The organism is Streptomyces sp. NRRL F-6492 (genome assembly GCF_001280125.1).
Classification (GTDB): domain Bacteria; phylum Actinomycetota; class Actinomycetes; order Streptomycetales; family Streptomycetaceae; genus Streptomyces.
The window spans coordinates 1-14782 of the sequence record NZ_LGEG01000023.1 but is presented as its reverse complement, the minus strand read 5'-3'; the positions used below and the strand labels follow the sequence as shown (position 1 = coordinate 14782).

The following is a 14782-nucleotide window of genomic DNA, read 5'->3' as shown; positions in this document are numbered from 1 at the left end:
TTTTGGCACGCTGTTGAGTTCTCAAGGAACGGACGCTTCCTTTGTACTCACCCTCTCGGGCTTTCCTCCGGGCTTTTCCCTTCGGTCTTTCGTGTTTCCAGCTTAGCAGATCCGTTTTTCGTTTCTGCCACCCGCTGGAGCGGGCTGCTGGGGCTGGAATTCGCTTTCGCTTTTTCCGTTCCCGGCGGGGTCAAACATTACCAGGCTTTCTCGGTCCCCCTGACCACGTCCCGCTGCGAGCACGCAGAGGTGTAGACCACTGGGGTTAGGATCTGGCTTGATAGGTGCTGCCGACCCGCGACACAAGGCCGCGTTGGGGTCAAGCAGGAGTACGACAGTACATCCCACCGTCAGTGGAGGCAAACCGTCGCCGGTGGTCCCTAGCTCCGTCCAACTGGTACGTCTCGGGCGGAACCGGGACTTCCCATGACATACGCTTCTGAACAGTACGCCGTCCAGGACAGGTAGTGACGGCGCCACACAATCTCCGCCCCTGGGAGGCTTCCCATGACAACCGTGACCTCGCCGCTCGCCGGCCGCGCCATCGGTCTCGCCGCAGTTCCCGACCCGGTCTTCGCCGGTGCGATGGTCGGGCCCGGTACCGCCATCGATCCCGTACGTGAGCCCTCCGAGGCCGTCTCCCCCGTCGACGGGGTCATCGTCTCCATGCACCCGCACGCCTTCGTCGTCGTCGACTCCGAGGGACGCGGTGTGCTGACGCACCTCGGCATCGACACCGTCCAGCTCAACGGGGAGGGCTTCGAGCTGCTCGCCGCCAAGGGTGACACCGTGACGCGCGGACAGGCCGTCGTGCGCTGGAACCCCGCCGCCGTCGAGGCCGCCGGCAAGTCCCCCATCTCTCCCGTCGTGGCCCTGGAGGCTGGTGCGGAGTCGCTCTTCGAGGTCGCCGAGAGCGGCGAAGTGAAGGCCGGCGACCACCTCTTCGGCTGGAACTGAGCCGGTTCGTCCGCTGTGACGACCGCGAGTTCGACATTCAACGCGGCGGCCGGGGCCGTCGCTCAATCGGAGACGGGTGAGATGGAGACAACGCTGCGAGGCGTCGGCGTCAGCCACGGAGTGGCGATCGGCGAGGTCCGGCACATGGGCACCGCGGTTCTGGAGCCGCCGGCCAAGTCGATTCCGGCCGAGGAGGCGGAGCGCGAACAGGGGCGTGCCCGTCAGGCCGTGGAGGCCGTGGCCGCCGATCTGAACGCCCGGGGCAATCTGGCCGGCGGCGAGGCACAGGCGGTGCTGGAGGCCCAGGCGATGATCGCCCAGGACCCGGAGCTCATCGCCGACGTGGACCGCCGGATCGCGGTCGGCAGCACGGCCGAGCGCGGTATCTACGACGCCTTCTCGCACTACCGCGAGCTGCTCGCCGGGGCCGGCGAGTACATGGCGGGCCGGGTCGCCGACCTGGACGACGTGCGGAACCGGATCGTCGCGCGGCTGCTCGGCGTCCCGATGCCGGGCGTGCCGGACAGCGACGAGCCGTACGTGCTGATCGCACGGGACCTGGCGCCCGCCGACACGGCGCTGCTGGACCCGACGCTGGTGCTCGGGTTCGTGACCGAGGAGGGCGGGCCGACCAGCCACAGCGCGATCCTGGCGCGGGCCCTGGGCGTGCCGGCCATCGTGGCGCTGCCGGGCGCGGGTGAGCTGGCCGAGGGCACGCTCATCGCGGTCGACGGTTCCACCGGTGAGCTCTTCGTGGACCCGAGCGAGGAGAAGAAGGCGGAGCTGACGAAGGCCGCGGCCGAGCGCAGGGCCGCGCTGGCCACGTCGACCGGGCCGGGCGCGACCTCGGACGGGCACAAGGTGCCGCTGCTGGCCAACGTCGGCGGTCCCGCGGACGTGCCGGCGGCGGTGGAGGCCGGTGCGGAGGGCGTCGGTCTGTTCCGTACGGAGTTCCTCTTCCTGGACGACAGTAAGAAGGCCCCGTCCGAGGAGAAGCAGGTCGAGGCCTACCGCCAGGTTCTCGAGGCGTTCCCCGAGGGGCGCGTGGTCGTGCGGGTGCTCGACGCGGGCGCCGACAAGCCGCTGGACTTCCTGACCCCGGCGGACGAGCCGAACCCGGCGCTGGGCGTGCGGGGCCTGCGGTCGCTGCTCGACCACCCGGAGGTGCTGCGGACGCAGCTGTCCGCCCTCGCGAAGGCGGTCGAGGGGCTGCCGGTGTACCTCGAGGTCATGGCGCCGATGGTGGCCGACCGCACGGACGCGAAGGCGTTCGCCGACGCCTGCCGCGAGGCGGGGCTGCGGGCGAAGTTCGGTGCGATGGTCGAGATTCCGTCGGCCGCGCTGCGGGCGCGCTCGATCCTCCAGGAGGTCGAGTTCCTGTCGCTGGGCACCAACGACCTGGCGCAGTACACCTTCGCGGCCGACCGTCAGGTCGGTGCGGTGTCCCGGCTCCAGGACCCGTGGCAGCCGGCGCTGCTCGACCTGGTGGCGCTGTCCGCCGAGGCGGCCAAGGCCGAGGGCAAGAGCTGTGGCGTCTGTGGCGAGGCCGCTTCGGATCCGCTGCTCGCGTGTGTGCTGACGGGTCTGGGCGTCACCTCCCTCTCCATGGGTGCGGCGTCGATTCCGTACGTGCGGGCGACGCTGGCCAAGTACACGCTGGCGCAGTGCGAGCGGGCCGCGGCCGCGGCGCGGGCCGCGGACACGGCGCACGAGGCGCGGCTGGCCGCGCAGGCGGTGCTGTCCGGGGAGTGATCCCCGGAGGCGCGTGAGGACGAAGGGGCTTTCCGTCACGGAGGTGGCGGGGAGCCCCTTCGTCGTGCGCGGGGTCAGTGGTGGGTGGTCCAGTCGTCGTCGGGGCCGGGGGCGAGGGGGAAGCCGGCGCGGTACTCGACGCCGGGTTCCGGGGAGAGGGGTTCTCCCGTGCGGGCGTCGGTGCAGTAGGCGGAGAAGACCTCGGCCTCGGTGAGCGGGGTCAGGGTGCCGTCGGTGAGGCGCCAGCCGTGGAGGCGGTCCGGGGTGTCGGGGGCGGTGGTGCGCAGGACGAGTCCGCCGGGGGCGGCGAGGGCGATGCCCGCGGCGAGGACGGCGGTGAACTCGGTGGCGAATCCGGTGTCGGGGGTGTCCTCGGGTGGTGCGGTGCCGTCGGTGTGGAGGACGGCGAGGAGTTGGTCGTCGGCGGCGGGGACGCTGCAGACGAGGTGGTGGGCGCCGGGGCCGGCGGCTGCGAGGAGGTGTGTGAGCAGGCGGGCGGCCCGCTCGTAGGCGGCTTTGCCGATGTCCTTGCCGCAGGTCGCGCAGTCGCCCGCGGTGGCGAGGACGGTGGTGGCGTACTCCCAGGTGGCCTGGCGGACGGCGGTGTCGACGAGTTCGGGGAGGAGGACGGCGAGGGGCTGCCCGGTGTAGGTGACGCGGGCGCCGGTGGCGGCGAGGTGGGCGGTGAAGCGGCTGCGGCTCGCGGGCAGGTCGGGTTCGGTGGCGGTCTCGGCGCACCAGGCCGCGTACTCCTCGGGGTCGAAGAGGGTGACGGTGGTGTGGCCGCCCCGGCGGGCGAGGGTCCTGAGGAGGGCCTCGATCTGGCGCAGGTAGACGGTGTGGTCGTCGAAGAGGAACGTGCGGTAGCGGCGCATGGCCGCGAAGTCCTGTTCGTCGGCGAGGAGCGCGACGGTGCTGGGGATCTCGCGGCGCAGTGCGCGGCGGAGGTTCGTCGGTGTGGTTGCGGTCCGTGTCATGTCTCCCCCTGGTGACGGTCCGATCAGTGCTCACTCACCGTAACCTTCGCCACTGACAGTGACGGTTCGGGGAGGCGTCGGCGGACGAGGCGGTTCTGGGCGACGGTGGTGGCGGCGAGGGCGGCGCCGAGGACGGGCCAGGCGAAGGGGCCGGCGGAGACGAGTCCGGTCATGAGGAGGGGGCCCGCGAAGCGCTGGGTGGACTGGGCGAGGCCGTGGACTCCGAGGTAGGCGCCCTGGGCGTCGTCGGGGGCGAGGGCGACGGAGAGCTCCCAGGAGGCCAGGGTGTGGATCATCTCGGCGAAGGTGAGGACGACGGCCGCGGTGATCAGGGCGCCGATGGCCAGGGTGCGGCCGCCGAGGGCGGAGACGCCGACGGCGAGCGTGCCGACGGCGAAGAGGACCGCGAGCGGGGTGAGCAGGCGGCGGGCGGCGTCGGTGGTGGCGCCGAAGCGGGAGAGCGGGACCTGGAAGAGGACGACGAGGACGCTGTTGACGACGAGGAGGAGCGGGGCGAGGCCTACGGGGGCGTCGGTGGCGTGGACGATCCAGAGCGGCAGGGCGACCTGGAGGATCGAGTCGTGGAGGAAGAAGACGGCCTCCCCCGCGGTGAAGGAGAGGAAGCCCCGGTCGCGCCAGGGATTGGAGGGCCCGGCCGTGGGGGCGGGGTCGGCGGAGGAGGCGGCGATGCGGGAGACGGCCGGGGAGGGGGGTTCGGCGCAGCGGAGGGTGAGGGCGGCCATCACGAGGTACGAGAGGGCGTCGCCGACGAGCAGGAGCTGGAAGGCGGTGGTGGAGCCGACGGCGAGCGCGGCGGCGGCGCCGAGGCCGCCGAGGGTCCAGCCGATGTTGGAGGTGGTGCGGTTGACGGCCTGGTAGCGGACGCGGTCGGGGCCGGCGACACGGGCGGCGTAGAGCTTGGTGAGGACGTTGGTGGCGCGGTCGGGGAGGGCGCCGGCGGCGGAGAAGAGGACCAGGAGGAGGTAGTGGTCGGTGGTGAGGAGGGCGAGGAGGGCGGCGGCGCGCAGGAGTTGGGTGCAGATGATGACGCGGACGAGGGGGAAGCGGTCGGCGAGGCGTCCGCCGAGGGGTGCGCCGGCGATGCCCGCGGCGCCGGACAGCGCGACGAGGAGGCCGACCTGGCCGAGGCCGAGGCCGGTGACGTAGGTGAAGTAGAGGGCCGTGGCGGTGGACCAGAGGCCGGTGCCGCACTTGTCGATGAAGCCGATGAGGAGCATGCGGCGGCCGTCGGCGCCGCCGGGGATGCGGTCCTTGAGGGGTGTGCGTTCCTTGTGGGGTGCGCGTTGTCCGTGGGCTCTTCGGGTGGTGCGGCTCATGGGTCCCCCTGCGCGCGTGGATCGCCTTCGGTCGCGTTCCGTACCGTGGACGCCTTGCGCTCTTTTTTGTATTGATACATACTTGATTACGTGGCAGCACAATATGCGATCGAAGGGACGACGGCCAAGGGGATTGCCGCGTCCGTGGAGCGGGGCGTGACCGAGGGCGGGCTCGCCCCGGGGGACGCCCTGCCGCCGGTACGACGGCTCGCGGACGAGCTGGGGGTGAGTCCGGGGACCGTCGCCACGGCCTACAAGGAGTTGCGGCGGCGGGGCCTGGTCCTCACGCGGGGCCGGGGCGGCACGGTGGTGGCCGAGGCGCCGTCCGTGGCCTCCCGGCGCCCGCCGCGCGTGCCGGACGGCCTGGTGGACCTCGCCGGCGGGCATCCGGACCCGGAGTTCCTCCCCGTACTGCGTCCGCCGGCCGCCGTCACCCCCGCGTACGGCTCCCATCGCGCCGCGCCCCGCCTCGCGGCCCTCGAAGAGCTGACCAGGACGTGGTTCGGGCGGGACGGGGTGCCCGCGCGGCACGTGACGTTCGCGCACGGGGCGCTCGACTGCATCGCGCGGCTGCTCTCGACGGAGCTGCGGCCCGGGGACGCCGTGGCCGTGGAGGACCCCGGCTTCCACCACCTGCTCGACCTGGTGCCCGCGCTCGGGCTGCGGACGGTTCCGGTGGCGGTGGACGGCGAGGGGCTCGTGCCGGAGTCGCTGCGGGCGGCGCTGCGGGGCGGGGTGCGCGCGGTGGTGTGCAGTCCCCGGGGCCAGTGTCCGACCGGGGCGTTCTTCACCCGGTCGCGGCGGGACGAACTGGTGTCGGTGCTGAGGGAGTTCCCCGAGGTGCTGGTCGTCGAGGACGATCACAACGCGGAGGTGGGCGGGGCCGCCGCGCACACGCTCGGGGCGGCCGGGCTCGACCGGTGGGCGCAGGTGCGGACGGTGTCGAAGCACCTCGGGATCGACCTGCGGTGGGCCGGGGTCGCGTGCGACGCGGTGACCCTCGCGCGGCACGACGGACGGATGCTGATGACCTCGGGCTGGGTCAGTCACGTGCTCCAGGAGACCGTGGTCGGCCTGTTCACCGACGGGGCGGTGCGCGCGCTCGTGGCGGCGGGCGAGGAGGCGTACGCGGAGCGGCGCGCGGCGCTGATCGGCGCGCTCGGCGCGTACCGGATCCGGGCGGTGGGGGCGAGCGGGCTGAACGTGTGGGTGCCGGTGCGGGGCGAGTCTGACGTGGTCAACGGGCTGCGGACGCGGGGCTGGTGGGTCGCCGCGGGGGCGCGCTTCCGGATCGCGTCCCCGCCGGCGGTGCGGATCACGACGGCGACGCTCGCGCCCGCCGACGCGGTGCGGCTGGCGGCGGACTTCGCGGAGGTGCTGGACGACGGGCAGGCGACGTACGGGGGGTGACGGCGCAAGGGGTCGAACCGGGAACGCTCCGGGGAGGGTGGGCCTCCCCGGAGCCTTTCGGAATCAGTGATCAGGACTTTCGGTGACCGGTCGTTCAGCGGGCTAGGTAGGCGTCCGTCAGGGTCTGGGTGAGGGTGCTGCCCTTCGTGTCGGCGAGTTCGGCGCGGAGCGAGACGGAGCGTCTCGCGGTGGGGTTGCGGAGGGCGGCCCGGCCGTCGGCGACGGGGACGCGGGTCCAGGTGGCGCCGCCGTCGGCCGACACCGACACCGACACCGACACGGTCAGGGAGCGGACGCCGGATCCGGCCGCCGCCCCCGGGGCGGTGGTGAACGTGCCCCGGCCGGGCTCGCCCCGGCGGGTGCCGACCAGGACCCCGTCGCGGTGGAGCGTGGTGGTGGCGTGGAAGCGCGGCGCGCTCGGCGAGGCGTACGACGAGCACGCATGCGTGCTGGACCACCCGGAGGCGATGCCGATCAGCGGGCGTTCACCGTGCCCGGAACGCTGCTCGCCGGAACCTGGGCCCCCCGCGGGTCACCGCCGCGCTGTACCGGGCCGCGGCCCTGATCCCCGGCGTGGCCGTGCTGCCGTCCGCGACCGACACGGCGGGCCGTGAGGGCGTCGCCTCCGCGCCCGGCGAGGTGCCGAAGGCGTAGGCGGGACGCCCCGGGGTCCCGGTCCTGGTGGATCGGGGCCCGAGACGCTCGCGGGTCTCGACCCTGATCCGCCGGACAGGCCCTAGGCGCGGCGGTTGGCGGCCAGGGTCTCGTAGAAGTGGAGGAGGCCGAGGTCGTCGACCGAGCCGATGTTGACGGCCTTGGCGAGCGGGGTGCCCTGGAGGAGGCGCTTGACCGGGACCTCGATGCGCTTGCCGGTGAGGGTGTGCGGGACGCCGGGGACCTCGATGATCTCGTCGGGGACGTGGCGCGGGGAGAGTTCGGAGCGGATGGTCCGCTTGATGCGGGCGATCAGCTCCTCGTCCAGGGCGACGCCCTCCACGAGGTGGACGAAGAGGGGCATCCAGTAGCCGCCGTCCGGCTCCTCCAGGCCGATGACGAGGGATTCGCGGATCTCCGGGAGGCGTTCGACGGCCTCGTAGATATCGGCGCTCCCCATGCGGACGCCCTGCCGGTTGAGGGTGGAGTCGGAGCGGCCGTGGATGACGACCGAGCCGTGGTCGGTGATCGTGATCCAGTCGCCGTGGCGCCACACGCCCGGGAACATCTCGAAGTAGCTGTCGTGGTAGCGGCTGCCGTCGGGGTCGTTCCAGAAGCGGATCGGCATGGACGGCATGGGGTTGGTGACGACGAGTTCGCCGACCTCGCCGACGACGGGCTTGCCGGAGGGGTCCCAGGCCTGGAGGTCGGTGCCGAGGCCCGCGGCCTGGAGTTCGCCGATGTGGACGGGGAGGGTGGGGACGGCGCCGGCGAAGCAGGAGCAGACGTCCGTGCCGCCGCTGACGGAGGCGATCCAGAGGTTCTCGCGGACCTCGTCGTGGAGCCAGCGGAAGCCGTCGGGGGGCAGCGGGGAGCCGGTGGTGGCGACGCACTTCACGGCCGAGAGGTCGAAGTCCCGGCCGGGGTGCACGTCCGCCTTGGCGCAGGCCATCACGTACGCGGCGGAGGTGCCGTACAGGGTGGCGCGGGTGCGTTCGGCGACGCGCCACTGGGTGGCGGTGTCGGGGTAGCCCGGGCTTCCGTCGTACAGGACGATCGTCGTGCCGGTGAGCAGGCCGGAGACGAGGAAGTTCCACATCATCCAGCCGGTGGAGGTGTACCAGAAGAACACGTCGTCGGGGCCGAGGTCGCAGTGCAGGCCCAGCTGCTTGACGTGCTCGACGAGGATGCCGCCCTGGGACTGGACGATCGCCTTCGGCAGGCCGGTGGTGCCGGAGGAGTACAGGACCCACAGCGGGTGGGAGAAGGGGACCTGCTCGTAGACCGGCGCGGTGTCGCCGGCGACCAGGTCGTCCCAGGCGAGGGTGCCCTCGGGGGCCGGGGTGCCGAGGAGCGGGACGTGGACGACGGCGCGGAGGGTGGGAAGCTCGGCGCGCAGCTCGGCCACGATGTCGCGGCGGTCGTGCTCCTTGCCGCCGTAGCGGTAGCCGTCGACGGTGAAGAGGACGACCGGTTCGACCTGCTGGAAGCGGTCGAGGACGCTGCGGGCGCCGAAGTCCGGGGCGCAGGAGGTCCACACGCCGCCGACGGCGGCGGTGGCGAGGAGGGCCACGACGGACTGCGGGACGTTGGGCAGGTAGCCGCTGACGCGGTCGCCGGGGCGGACGCCGAGGCCGCGCAGCTCGGCGGCGAGGGAACCGACCTGGCGGCGGAGCTCGGCCCAGGTCGTCGGCGCGGGCTCATGTGTCTCGTCCACATGGAGCAGGGCCGTGTCGTGGGGGCGCTCGTCGGCGGCGCGCAGGGCGTGCTCGGCGTAGTTGAGGGTGGCTCCGGGGAACCAGTCGGCGCCGGGCATCGAGCGGTCGCCGAGGACGCGCTCGTACGGGGTGGAGAAGCGGATGTCGAACCACTCGACGATCGCGCGCCAGAACGCTTCGAGCTCCTCGACCGACCAGCGGTGGAGCGCCGGGTACCCGCCCTCGGCCGGGGCGCCGTGGTGCTCGGCCGCCCAGGACTGGAAGCGGGTGACGGCGGCCGTGGCGATGCGTTCCTCGTCCGGCTGCCAGAGCGGCTCGGTCTGCGCTGATGTCATGGGGCGGCTCCCTGGCTGTACGCGGGGTCTGCGTGTGTCCCGCGCACGTGCTGGGGTGTGCGCGCGACGCGGCTGACAGGACGATGCCATGTGATCGTCTTTCGCACCAGGGCTGCCCGCCCATGGTCCGGTAGTTGAATATGTGCTCCCACCACGGGTGAACGGCAGTTGAACGCGGCTCGTTACGCCTTTCGCGAGTGGCAGGGTGAGCCGCATGGACGGTCGTGAACTGCTGCGTTCGATGAAGGTGTTCGGTTCCGTGGAGGGCTTGCGGACGGTGCGGGCGGCGTGGCGGCAGCGCCGGACGGACGCGTGGGGGACGCCCCCGAGGGGGGCGGAGCGGGCCCGGGTGCCGGGGCTCGCGGAGACGGCGGAGTCCGCGCCGGGCGGGGGGACGATCCGGTTCGCGCGGTCCTCGTTGCGGCTGTGCGTGTCGGCGGGCGGCACGGTGTTCTGGGGGTGGGACGGGGCCGGGCCGCTGCCCTCGTACGCGCTGGCCGGCGAGGCGCCCGAGCCGGACCCCCGGGCGGCCCTGGAGCCGGACACGGACGGCGGGTGGCGGATCGTGTCGGAGCGGGTGACGGTGGCGGTCTCCCGGCACGGGGCGGTGGAGGTCCGGACGCCGGGCGGGCTGCTGCTCCGGCGGGACCTGCCGCCGCGGTGGTGGGAGCCGGTGGAGGTCTCCGGGGCCGCGGATTCCTCCGGGGCCACGGGTCCTTCCGGAGCAGCGGATTCCTCCGGGGCCACGGGTCCTTCCGGGGCCGCGCGCTGGGTGCAGCGGAGCGAGGTGCCGGCCGACGCGCGGTTCTTCGGGCTCGGCGGGCGGTCGGGCGGGCCGCGGCTGCGGGACGGCTCGTACCGGCTGTGGAACACGGCTTCCCGGGGGCGTTCCGGCCCGGGGGACGATCCGCTGCACCTCACCATGCCCGTGCAGTGCGTCGTCTCAGACGCCGGTACGCACCTGGTGTTCCACGACAACTCCTGGGACGGCCTGGTCACCCTGTCCGAGGGCGAGGAGGGCGCCGGGTCCGGGCACGACCGGCCGGGGACCAGCGAGGTCCGGGTGGAAGGCGGTCCGCTGCGCTGCTGGGTGGTGGTCGGCACCCCCGCGCGCGTCCTGCACGGCTGGGCGGCGCTCACGGGCGCGCCCGCGCTCCCGCCGTCCTGGGCGCTCGGCCCGCAGCACGCGCGCGAGGGCTCCGGCGGCGCGGCGGAGGTGCGCGGGACGGTGGACGAGCACCGGAGGCACGGGCTTGCGCTGTCCGCCGTCCACCTGGGCGCCGGTCCCCGGGACGGGCGGCGGGCGTTCTCGGTGGACCGGGAGCGGTTCCCCGATCTGCCGGCCCTCGCGGAGGAGCTGCGGGAGGAGGGCGTGCGGCTGGTGGCGGCCGTGGACCCGGCGGTGCGGGCGGAACCGGGGGATCCGGTGTACGACGGCGGGCGCGCGGTGGACGGTTTCGTCCGGGACGCCCGGGGCGACGAGGTCCACGGGGCGGGCCGGGAGGGCGGGTGCGCCTATCCGGACTTCACCGATCCGGCGGTGCGGAAGTGGTGGGGCGGCCTGTACGAGGAGCGGCTCCGGCAGGGCTTCTCGGGGGTGGCGCACGACCGGAACGAGCCGGTCTCCTCCGTCCCCTTCGGCGATCCGACGCTGCCGCGCTCGGCCCGGCACGTACTGGACGGCCGGGGCGGCGACCACCGGGAGGCGCACAACGTGTACGGCCTGACGATGGCCCGGGCCGGGTACGAGGGGCTGCGCCGGCTGCGGCCCGACGAGCGGCCCTTCCTGCTGTCGCGTTCCGGCTGGGCGGGCGTGCAGCGGTACGGGGGCACCTGGGCGGGCGGGGTGCCGGCGGGGTGGCCGGGGCTGCGGGCCTCGCTCTCCCTGGTCCTGGGGCTCGGCCTGTGCGGGGTGCCGTACTCGGGGCCGGACGTGGAGGGTGCCGGGCCCGACGGCGGGTCGTCGCCGGAGCTGTTCCTGCGCCGGTACCAGCTGGGGGCGTGGCTGCCGTTGTTCCGTACGCGCGCGGGGACCGGCCCCGGGCCGCACGGGCCGTGGGAGTTCGGGCCCGAGATCCTGGAGTACGCGCGCGAGGCGCTGGCCGAACGGGAGCGGCTGCGGCCGTACTTCACGACCCTGGCGCGGCTCGCCCGGATGACGGGCGCGCCGTACGTCCGGCCGGTGTGGTGGGGGACGCCGGAGGACCGGACGCTGCGGGACTGCGAGGACGCGTTCCTCCTCGGCGACTCGCTGCTCGTGGCGCCGGTCCTGACGCACGGCACCGACCGGCGGGCGGTGCGGCTGCCGCGCGGGCGCTGGTACGACACGGCGACGGGGCGGGCGTACGAGGGGCCCGGGCAGGTGCTGCTCGACGCGCCGCTGTCGCGGGTGCCGGTCCTGGCCCGGGCGGGCGCGGTGCTTCCGGTGCGGGACGAGGAGGGCGGTCCGGCCCTGGAGGTGTGGGCGCCCGCCGCCGGGCGGACGGGCGGGGGGCTCGTCGTACGGGACACGGGGGACGGCTGGGAGCCGGCCGAGATCGAGCGGTACCAGTCGCGTCTGGTGGACGGGCGGGTGGTGGTGGAGCGGGTGACGGACGACGGGGTGGCGGAGGCGGGGCTGCCGGTGCGGGTGCGGGGGCTCTGACGGGCCCGTGCCTCTTGTGGCGGTGCGGGGCTCTGACGGGCCCGTGCCTCTTGCTCGGGTGCGGAGGCGCGGGCGGGCCGGTCGGCCGGTTCCGCGTCCCCCTCAGCCGTACTCCCCCGCGAACCACTTCCGTACCGCCTCCGTGTGGAGCGGGAAGGCCAGTTCCCGCGGGGTCCGGAGCAGGTGGTGGCCGCTGGTCTCGTTCGTCGGGGCCGAGGGGGGCAGGGCGGAGGCCGGGCGGGGCGGGAGGAGGCCGAAGAGGAGGAGGTGTCCGGCCGGGGAGCTCAGGGCGTCGGCGAGGCGGACCTCCTCGGCGGCGGCCTCGATGCCGGTCTCCTCGCGCAGTTCGCGGGCGACGGCGGCGTGCCAGTCCTCGCCGTGGTCGATGAAGCCGCCGGGGAGCGCGATCCCGCCCCTCCGCGGCTCGATGGTCCGGGTGATGACGACGAGTCCCGTGCCGTCCTCGTCCGTGACGGGCAGGAGGGCGACGGCGACGGGCAGCGGGTTGCGGTAGGCGGTGTGGCCGCAGCCCGGACAGGTGCGGGGCCAGCCCGCGTCGGCCGGGTGGGCCGTGCCGCAGGAGGAGCAGTGGGAGTCCTTCACGGCCGGGTCCCTCGCGATCGAGTGCTTCACGGTCCGACCGTATGCGATCGCCCTTTCCCGGCGCTGCCGGAACTGGTAGACGGTGCCCATGACAGGACTCGCTTCCGCTCTCCGCACCCTCGTCGTCACCGTTGCCGCCGGACTGTTCGCCGCCTCCGCTCCCCCGGCGTCGGGCGCCAAGGGAGTTCGTGGCCCTGGCCGCCGTGGATCCGACGATCCTCCAGGAGATGCGCTACACGACGGCGCACAACTTCACGGGCGGGCCGGTGGACGGCTACCGGCAGCCGCTGTGCGCGGCCCACGCGCCCGTACCGGCCGGGCGAGGGGCTGGTGGAGTGCTACGCGCCGAAGGCGGAGCGGTTCCCCGACGACTCCGTGGACATGGGGACGGGGTACGACTGCTTCGACACGCGCTCGCACACCGACGACCCCCGGACCACGGGCGTGCAGCGGGCCAACCGGCAGCTGCTCAGGGGGGTGCTCGCCGAGCAGGGGTTCGTGAACCTGCCGGAGGAGTGGTGGCACTTCACGTTCGAGCCCGAGCCGTTCCCCGACGCGTTCTTCGACTTCCCGGTGGCGTGGCGGTCGGTGGCGGGGCACTGAGCCTTCCGGTGGAGGGCCCCGGTCCGGGGTCCTCCACCGGAAGGTCAGGAGGTGGCGGCCGCGTGGGTGCGGTCGGCGAGGACGAGGGCGTGCTCGACGACCGCCACGAGGACGTTCTTCACGGACTCGCGGTCCCGCGCGTCGCACATGACCAGTTCGACCTCGGGGTCGAGGTCGAGGGCTCCGCGCACGCTCTCGGCGGGGAACCGCTGGGCGCCCTCGAAGCAGTTGACGGCCACCGTGAACGGGATGCCGCGCCGCTCGAAGTAGTCGATGGCCGCGAAGCTGTCCTCCAGGCGGCGGGTGTCCGCGAGGACGATCGCGCCCAGGGCCCCCTGGGCCAGCTCGTCCCAGAGGAACCAGAAGCGGTCCTGGCCGGGCGTGCCGAACAGGTACAGGACGAGGTCCTCGCGCAGGGTGATCCGGCCGAAGTCCATGGCGACCGTGGTGGTCGTCTTGGCCTCGACGCCGTGCAGGTCGTCGACGGGACGTCCCGCCTCGCTGAGGATCTCCTCGGTCCGCAGGGGCCTGATCTCGCTGACCGCGCCGACCAGGGTCGTCTTGCCGACCCCGAACCCGCCGGCGACGAGGATCTTCAGGGTCACCGGTTCGACGAAGGGCTTGGTGCGGCTAGAGCGCCCGAAGGCCATTGATCACCTCGCGGAGGATGTTCACGTCCGGCAGCTCGGCCGGCGGAACGGGGCGGGTCACGTGGACGAGTTCGTCCTCGACGAGGTCGCCGACGAGGACCCGGACCACCCCTACGGGGAGGTCGAGTCCGGCGGCGAGCTCGGCGATCGACTGGGGCTGCTCGGAGCAGCGTTCGACGATCTCCACGTGTTCCGGGGAGAGCGTCTGGTCCCGGCCGGGGTCTTCGGCGGCGGGCTCGGGAACGACCACCGCGATCAGGTCGAGCCGGTGGCGGGTGGCGGCGCTCGTCCGGCCGCGGGTCATCGCGTACGGACGGACCACCGGTCCGGCCTCGTCGTCGAACCAGTGGTGGGGGCGTGGGGTGCGCCCCTCCGCGGGTCGGTTCCGCTCGGCTTCGTCACTCATGCCGTCCCACTCACCCTCCCGAGGGCAGTCCGGTCCGGGGGGCCGTCGCGAGGTGGACCCCGACCCGCTTCACCATCAGCGTCATCTCGTAGGCGACCTGGCCCACGTCGGAGTCGGCGTCCGCGAGCACCGCCAGGCAGCTGCCGTCGCCGGCGGCCGTGACGAAGAGGAAGGCGTCCTCCAGCTCGACGACCGTCTGGCGCACCTTGCCCGCCTCGAAGTGGCGGCCGACGCCCTTGGCGAGGCTGTGGAAGCCGGAGGCGACGGCGGCCAGGTGCTCGCCGTCCTCCCGGGTCAGGCCCTGGGAGGCGCCGGTGGGAAGGCCGTCACCGGAGAGCACCAGGGCCTTCCGGATGGAGCCGACGCGCTGGACGAGCTCGTCGAGGAGCCAGTTCAGTTCACCGTTTCCGGAGGTCGTGCTGGGTGCTGCGGCGTTCGGTGCGGTCATCGACCGTCCCCCTCGGGTGTCGTTCCTGGTGCTGTCGGTTCGTCAGGGTCGGTGGCGTCCCGTCGCCCGCGCTGCCAGCCGCGCTGCATGGAGGCCATCCGGGCGCGCACCTCCTCGGCGTCGCGCTCGAAGGAGTCCCGGCCTTCGGGCGCGGCCCGGGTCGCCTCGTCGCGGCGGGCCGGGCGGTCGGCCTCGCGCAGCTGGGGCGCGAGGCTGGCCTGGCGGACGCGGCGGGGCAGGCCGTCGAAGGGGGCCGGGGCCTCCGGCGGGGCGGGGTCGGTCACGGGC

General features: G+C 73.8%; 13 protein-coding genes and 2 pseudogenes. 6 read left to right on the top strand and 9 right to left on the bottom strand.

Features of this window, described 5'->3' with window-relative positions:
- The 3 genes from ADL08_RS37885 to ptsP all read left to right on the top strand — a co-directional run.
- A partial coding sequence (locus ADL08_RS37885) for a hypothetical protein (protein WP_234351988.1) occupies positions 1 to 255 on the top strand: 255 nt, incomplete at its 5' end.
- A 252-nt stretch (positions 256 to 507) separates the two neighbouring features.
- Positions 508 to 957 carry a PTS sugar transporter subunit IIA gene (locus tag ADL08_RS04220; protein ID WP_053640667.1) on the top strand — a complete coding sequence of 150 codons (450 nt, stop codon included), beginning with the start codon at positions 508 to 510 and terminating at the stop codon, positions 955 to 957.
- Between the two features lie 81 nt (positions 958 to 1038).
- A complete protein-coding gene (gene ptsP / locus ADL08_RS04215) occupies positions 1039 to 2709 on the top strand; it encodes a phosphoenolpyruvate--protein phosphotransferase (RefSeq protein WP_053640666.1) in 1671 nt (556 codons plus the stop codon).
- A gap of 74 nt (positions 2710 to 2783) precedes the next feature.
- On the opposite strand, the gene ADL08_RS04210 is transcribed toward ptsP, so the two are convergent.
- On the bottom strand, positions 2784 to 3686 hold the full coding sequence (locus tag ADL08_RS04210; RefSeq protein WP_053640665.1) for a hypothetical protein: 903 nt from the start codon (positions 3684 to 3686) through the stop codon (positions 2784 to 2786).
- A 23-nt stretch (positions 3687 to 3709) separates the two neighbouring features.
- Positions 3710 to 5023, bottom strand: a complete 1314-nt coding sequence (locus ADL08_RS04205; protein WP_324610469.1) for an MFS transporter — start codon at positions 5021 to 5023, stop codon at positions 3710 to 3712.
- 90 nt (positions 5024 to 5113) lie between these two features.
- Between ADL08_RS04205 and ADL08_RS04200 the strand changes: the two genes are divergently transcribed.
- Positions 5114 to 6433 (top strand): GntR family transcriptional regulator, encoded by a 1320-nt coding sequence (locus ADL08_RS04200; RefSeq protein WP_053640663.1) that lies wholly within the window; start codon positions 5114 to 5116, stop codon positions 6431 to 6433.
- Positions 6434 to 6527: 94 nt separating this feature from the next.
- Here the strand turns inward: ADL08_RS04200 and ADL08_RS04195 are convergent, their stop codons facing one another.
- Positions 6528 to 6713, bottom strand: coding sequence for a hypothetical protein (locus ADL08_RS04195; RefSeq protein WP_159043171.1), 186 nt, complete (start codon positions 6711 to 6713; stop codon positions 6528 to 6530).
- Between the two features lie 456 nt (positions 6714 to 7169).
- A complete protein-coding gene (locus ADL08_RS04190) occupies positions 7170 to 9140 on the bottom strand; it encodes an acetoacetate--CoA ligase (RefSeq protein WP_053640661.1) in 1971 nt (656 codons plus the stop codon).
- A 214-nt stretch (positions 9141 to 9354) separates the two neighbouring features.
- On the opposite strand from ADL08_RS04190, the gene ADL08_RS04185 reads away from it, so the two are divergent.
- Positions 9355 to 11784: a glycoside hydrolase family 31 protein gene (locus tag ADL08_RS04185; protein WP_053640660.1), complete on the top strand. Its 2430-nt coding sequence runs from the start codon at positions 9355 to 9357 to the stop codon at positions 11782 to 11784.
- Between the two features lie 102 nt (positions 11785 to 11886).
- Here the strand turns inward: ADL08_RS04185 and ADL08_RS04180 are convergent, their stop codons facing one another.
- Positions 11887 to 12387, bottom strand: coding sequence for an NUDIX domain-containing protein (locus ADL08_RS04180; RefSeq protein WP_234351989.1), 501 nt, complete (start codon positions 12385 to 12387; stop codon positions 11887 to 11889).
- An 88-nt stretch (positions 12388 to 12475) separates the two neighbouring features.
- Here ADL08_RS04180 and ADL08_RS34795 point away from each other — a divergent pair.
- A pseudogene (locus ADL08_RS34795) lies at positions 12476 to 12990 on the top strand (M15 family metallopeptidase).
- Positions 12991 to 13034: 44 nt separating this feature from the next.
- On the opposite strand, the gene ADL08_RS04170 reads toward ADL08_RS34795, so the two are convergent.
- From ADL08_RS04170 to ADL08_RS04155, 4 genes and pseudogenes are all read right to left on the bottom strand, one after another.
- Positions 13035 to 13640, bottom strand: coding sequence for a GTP-binding protein (locus tag ADL08_RS04170; protein ID WP_053640658.1), 606 nt, complete (start codon positions 13638 to 13640; stop codon positions 13035 to 13037).
- Positions 13621 to 14046, bottom strand: a complete 426-nt coding sequence (locus ADL08_RS04165) for a DUF742 domain-containing protein (protein ID WP_053640657.1) — start codon at positions 14044 to 14046, stop codon at positions 13621 to 13623. The genes ADL08_RS04170 and ADL08_RS04165 overlap by 20 nt, the downstream gene beginning before the upstream one ends.
- 10 nt (positions 14047 to 14056) lie before the next feature.
- On the bottom strand, positions 14057 to 14494 hold the full coding sequence (locus ADL08_RS04160; RefSeq protein ID WP_053640656.1) for a roadblock/LC7 domain-containing protein: 438 nt from the start codon (positions 14492 to 14494) through the stop codon (positions 14057 to 14059).
- Positions 14491 to 14782, bottom strand: a pseudogene (locus ADL08_RS04155) (histidine kinase); the annotation flags it as partial. The pseudogene ADL08_RS04155 and the gene ADL08_RS04160, both read right to left, overlap by 4 nt.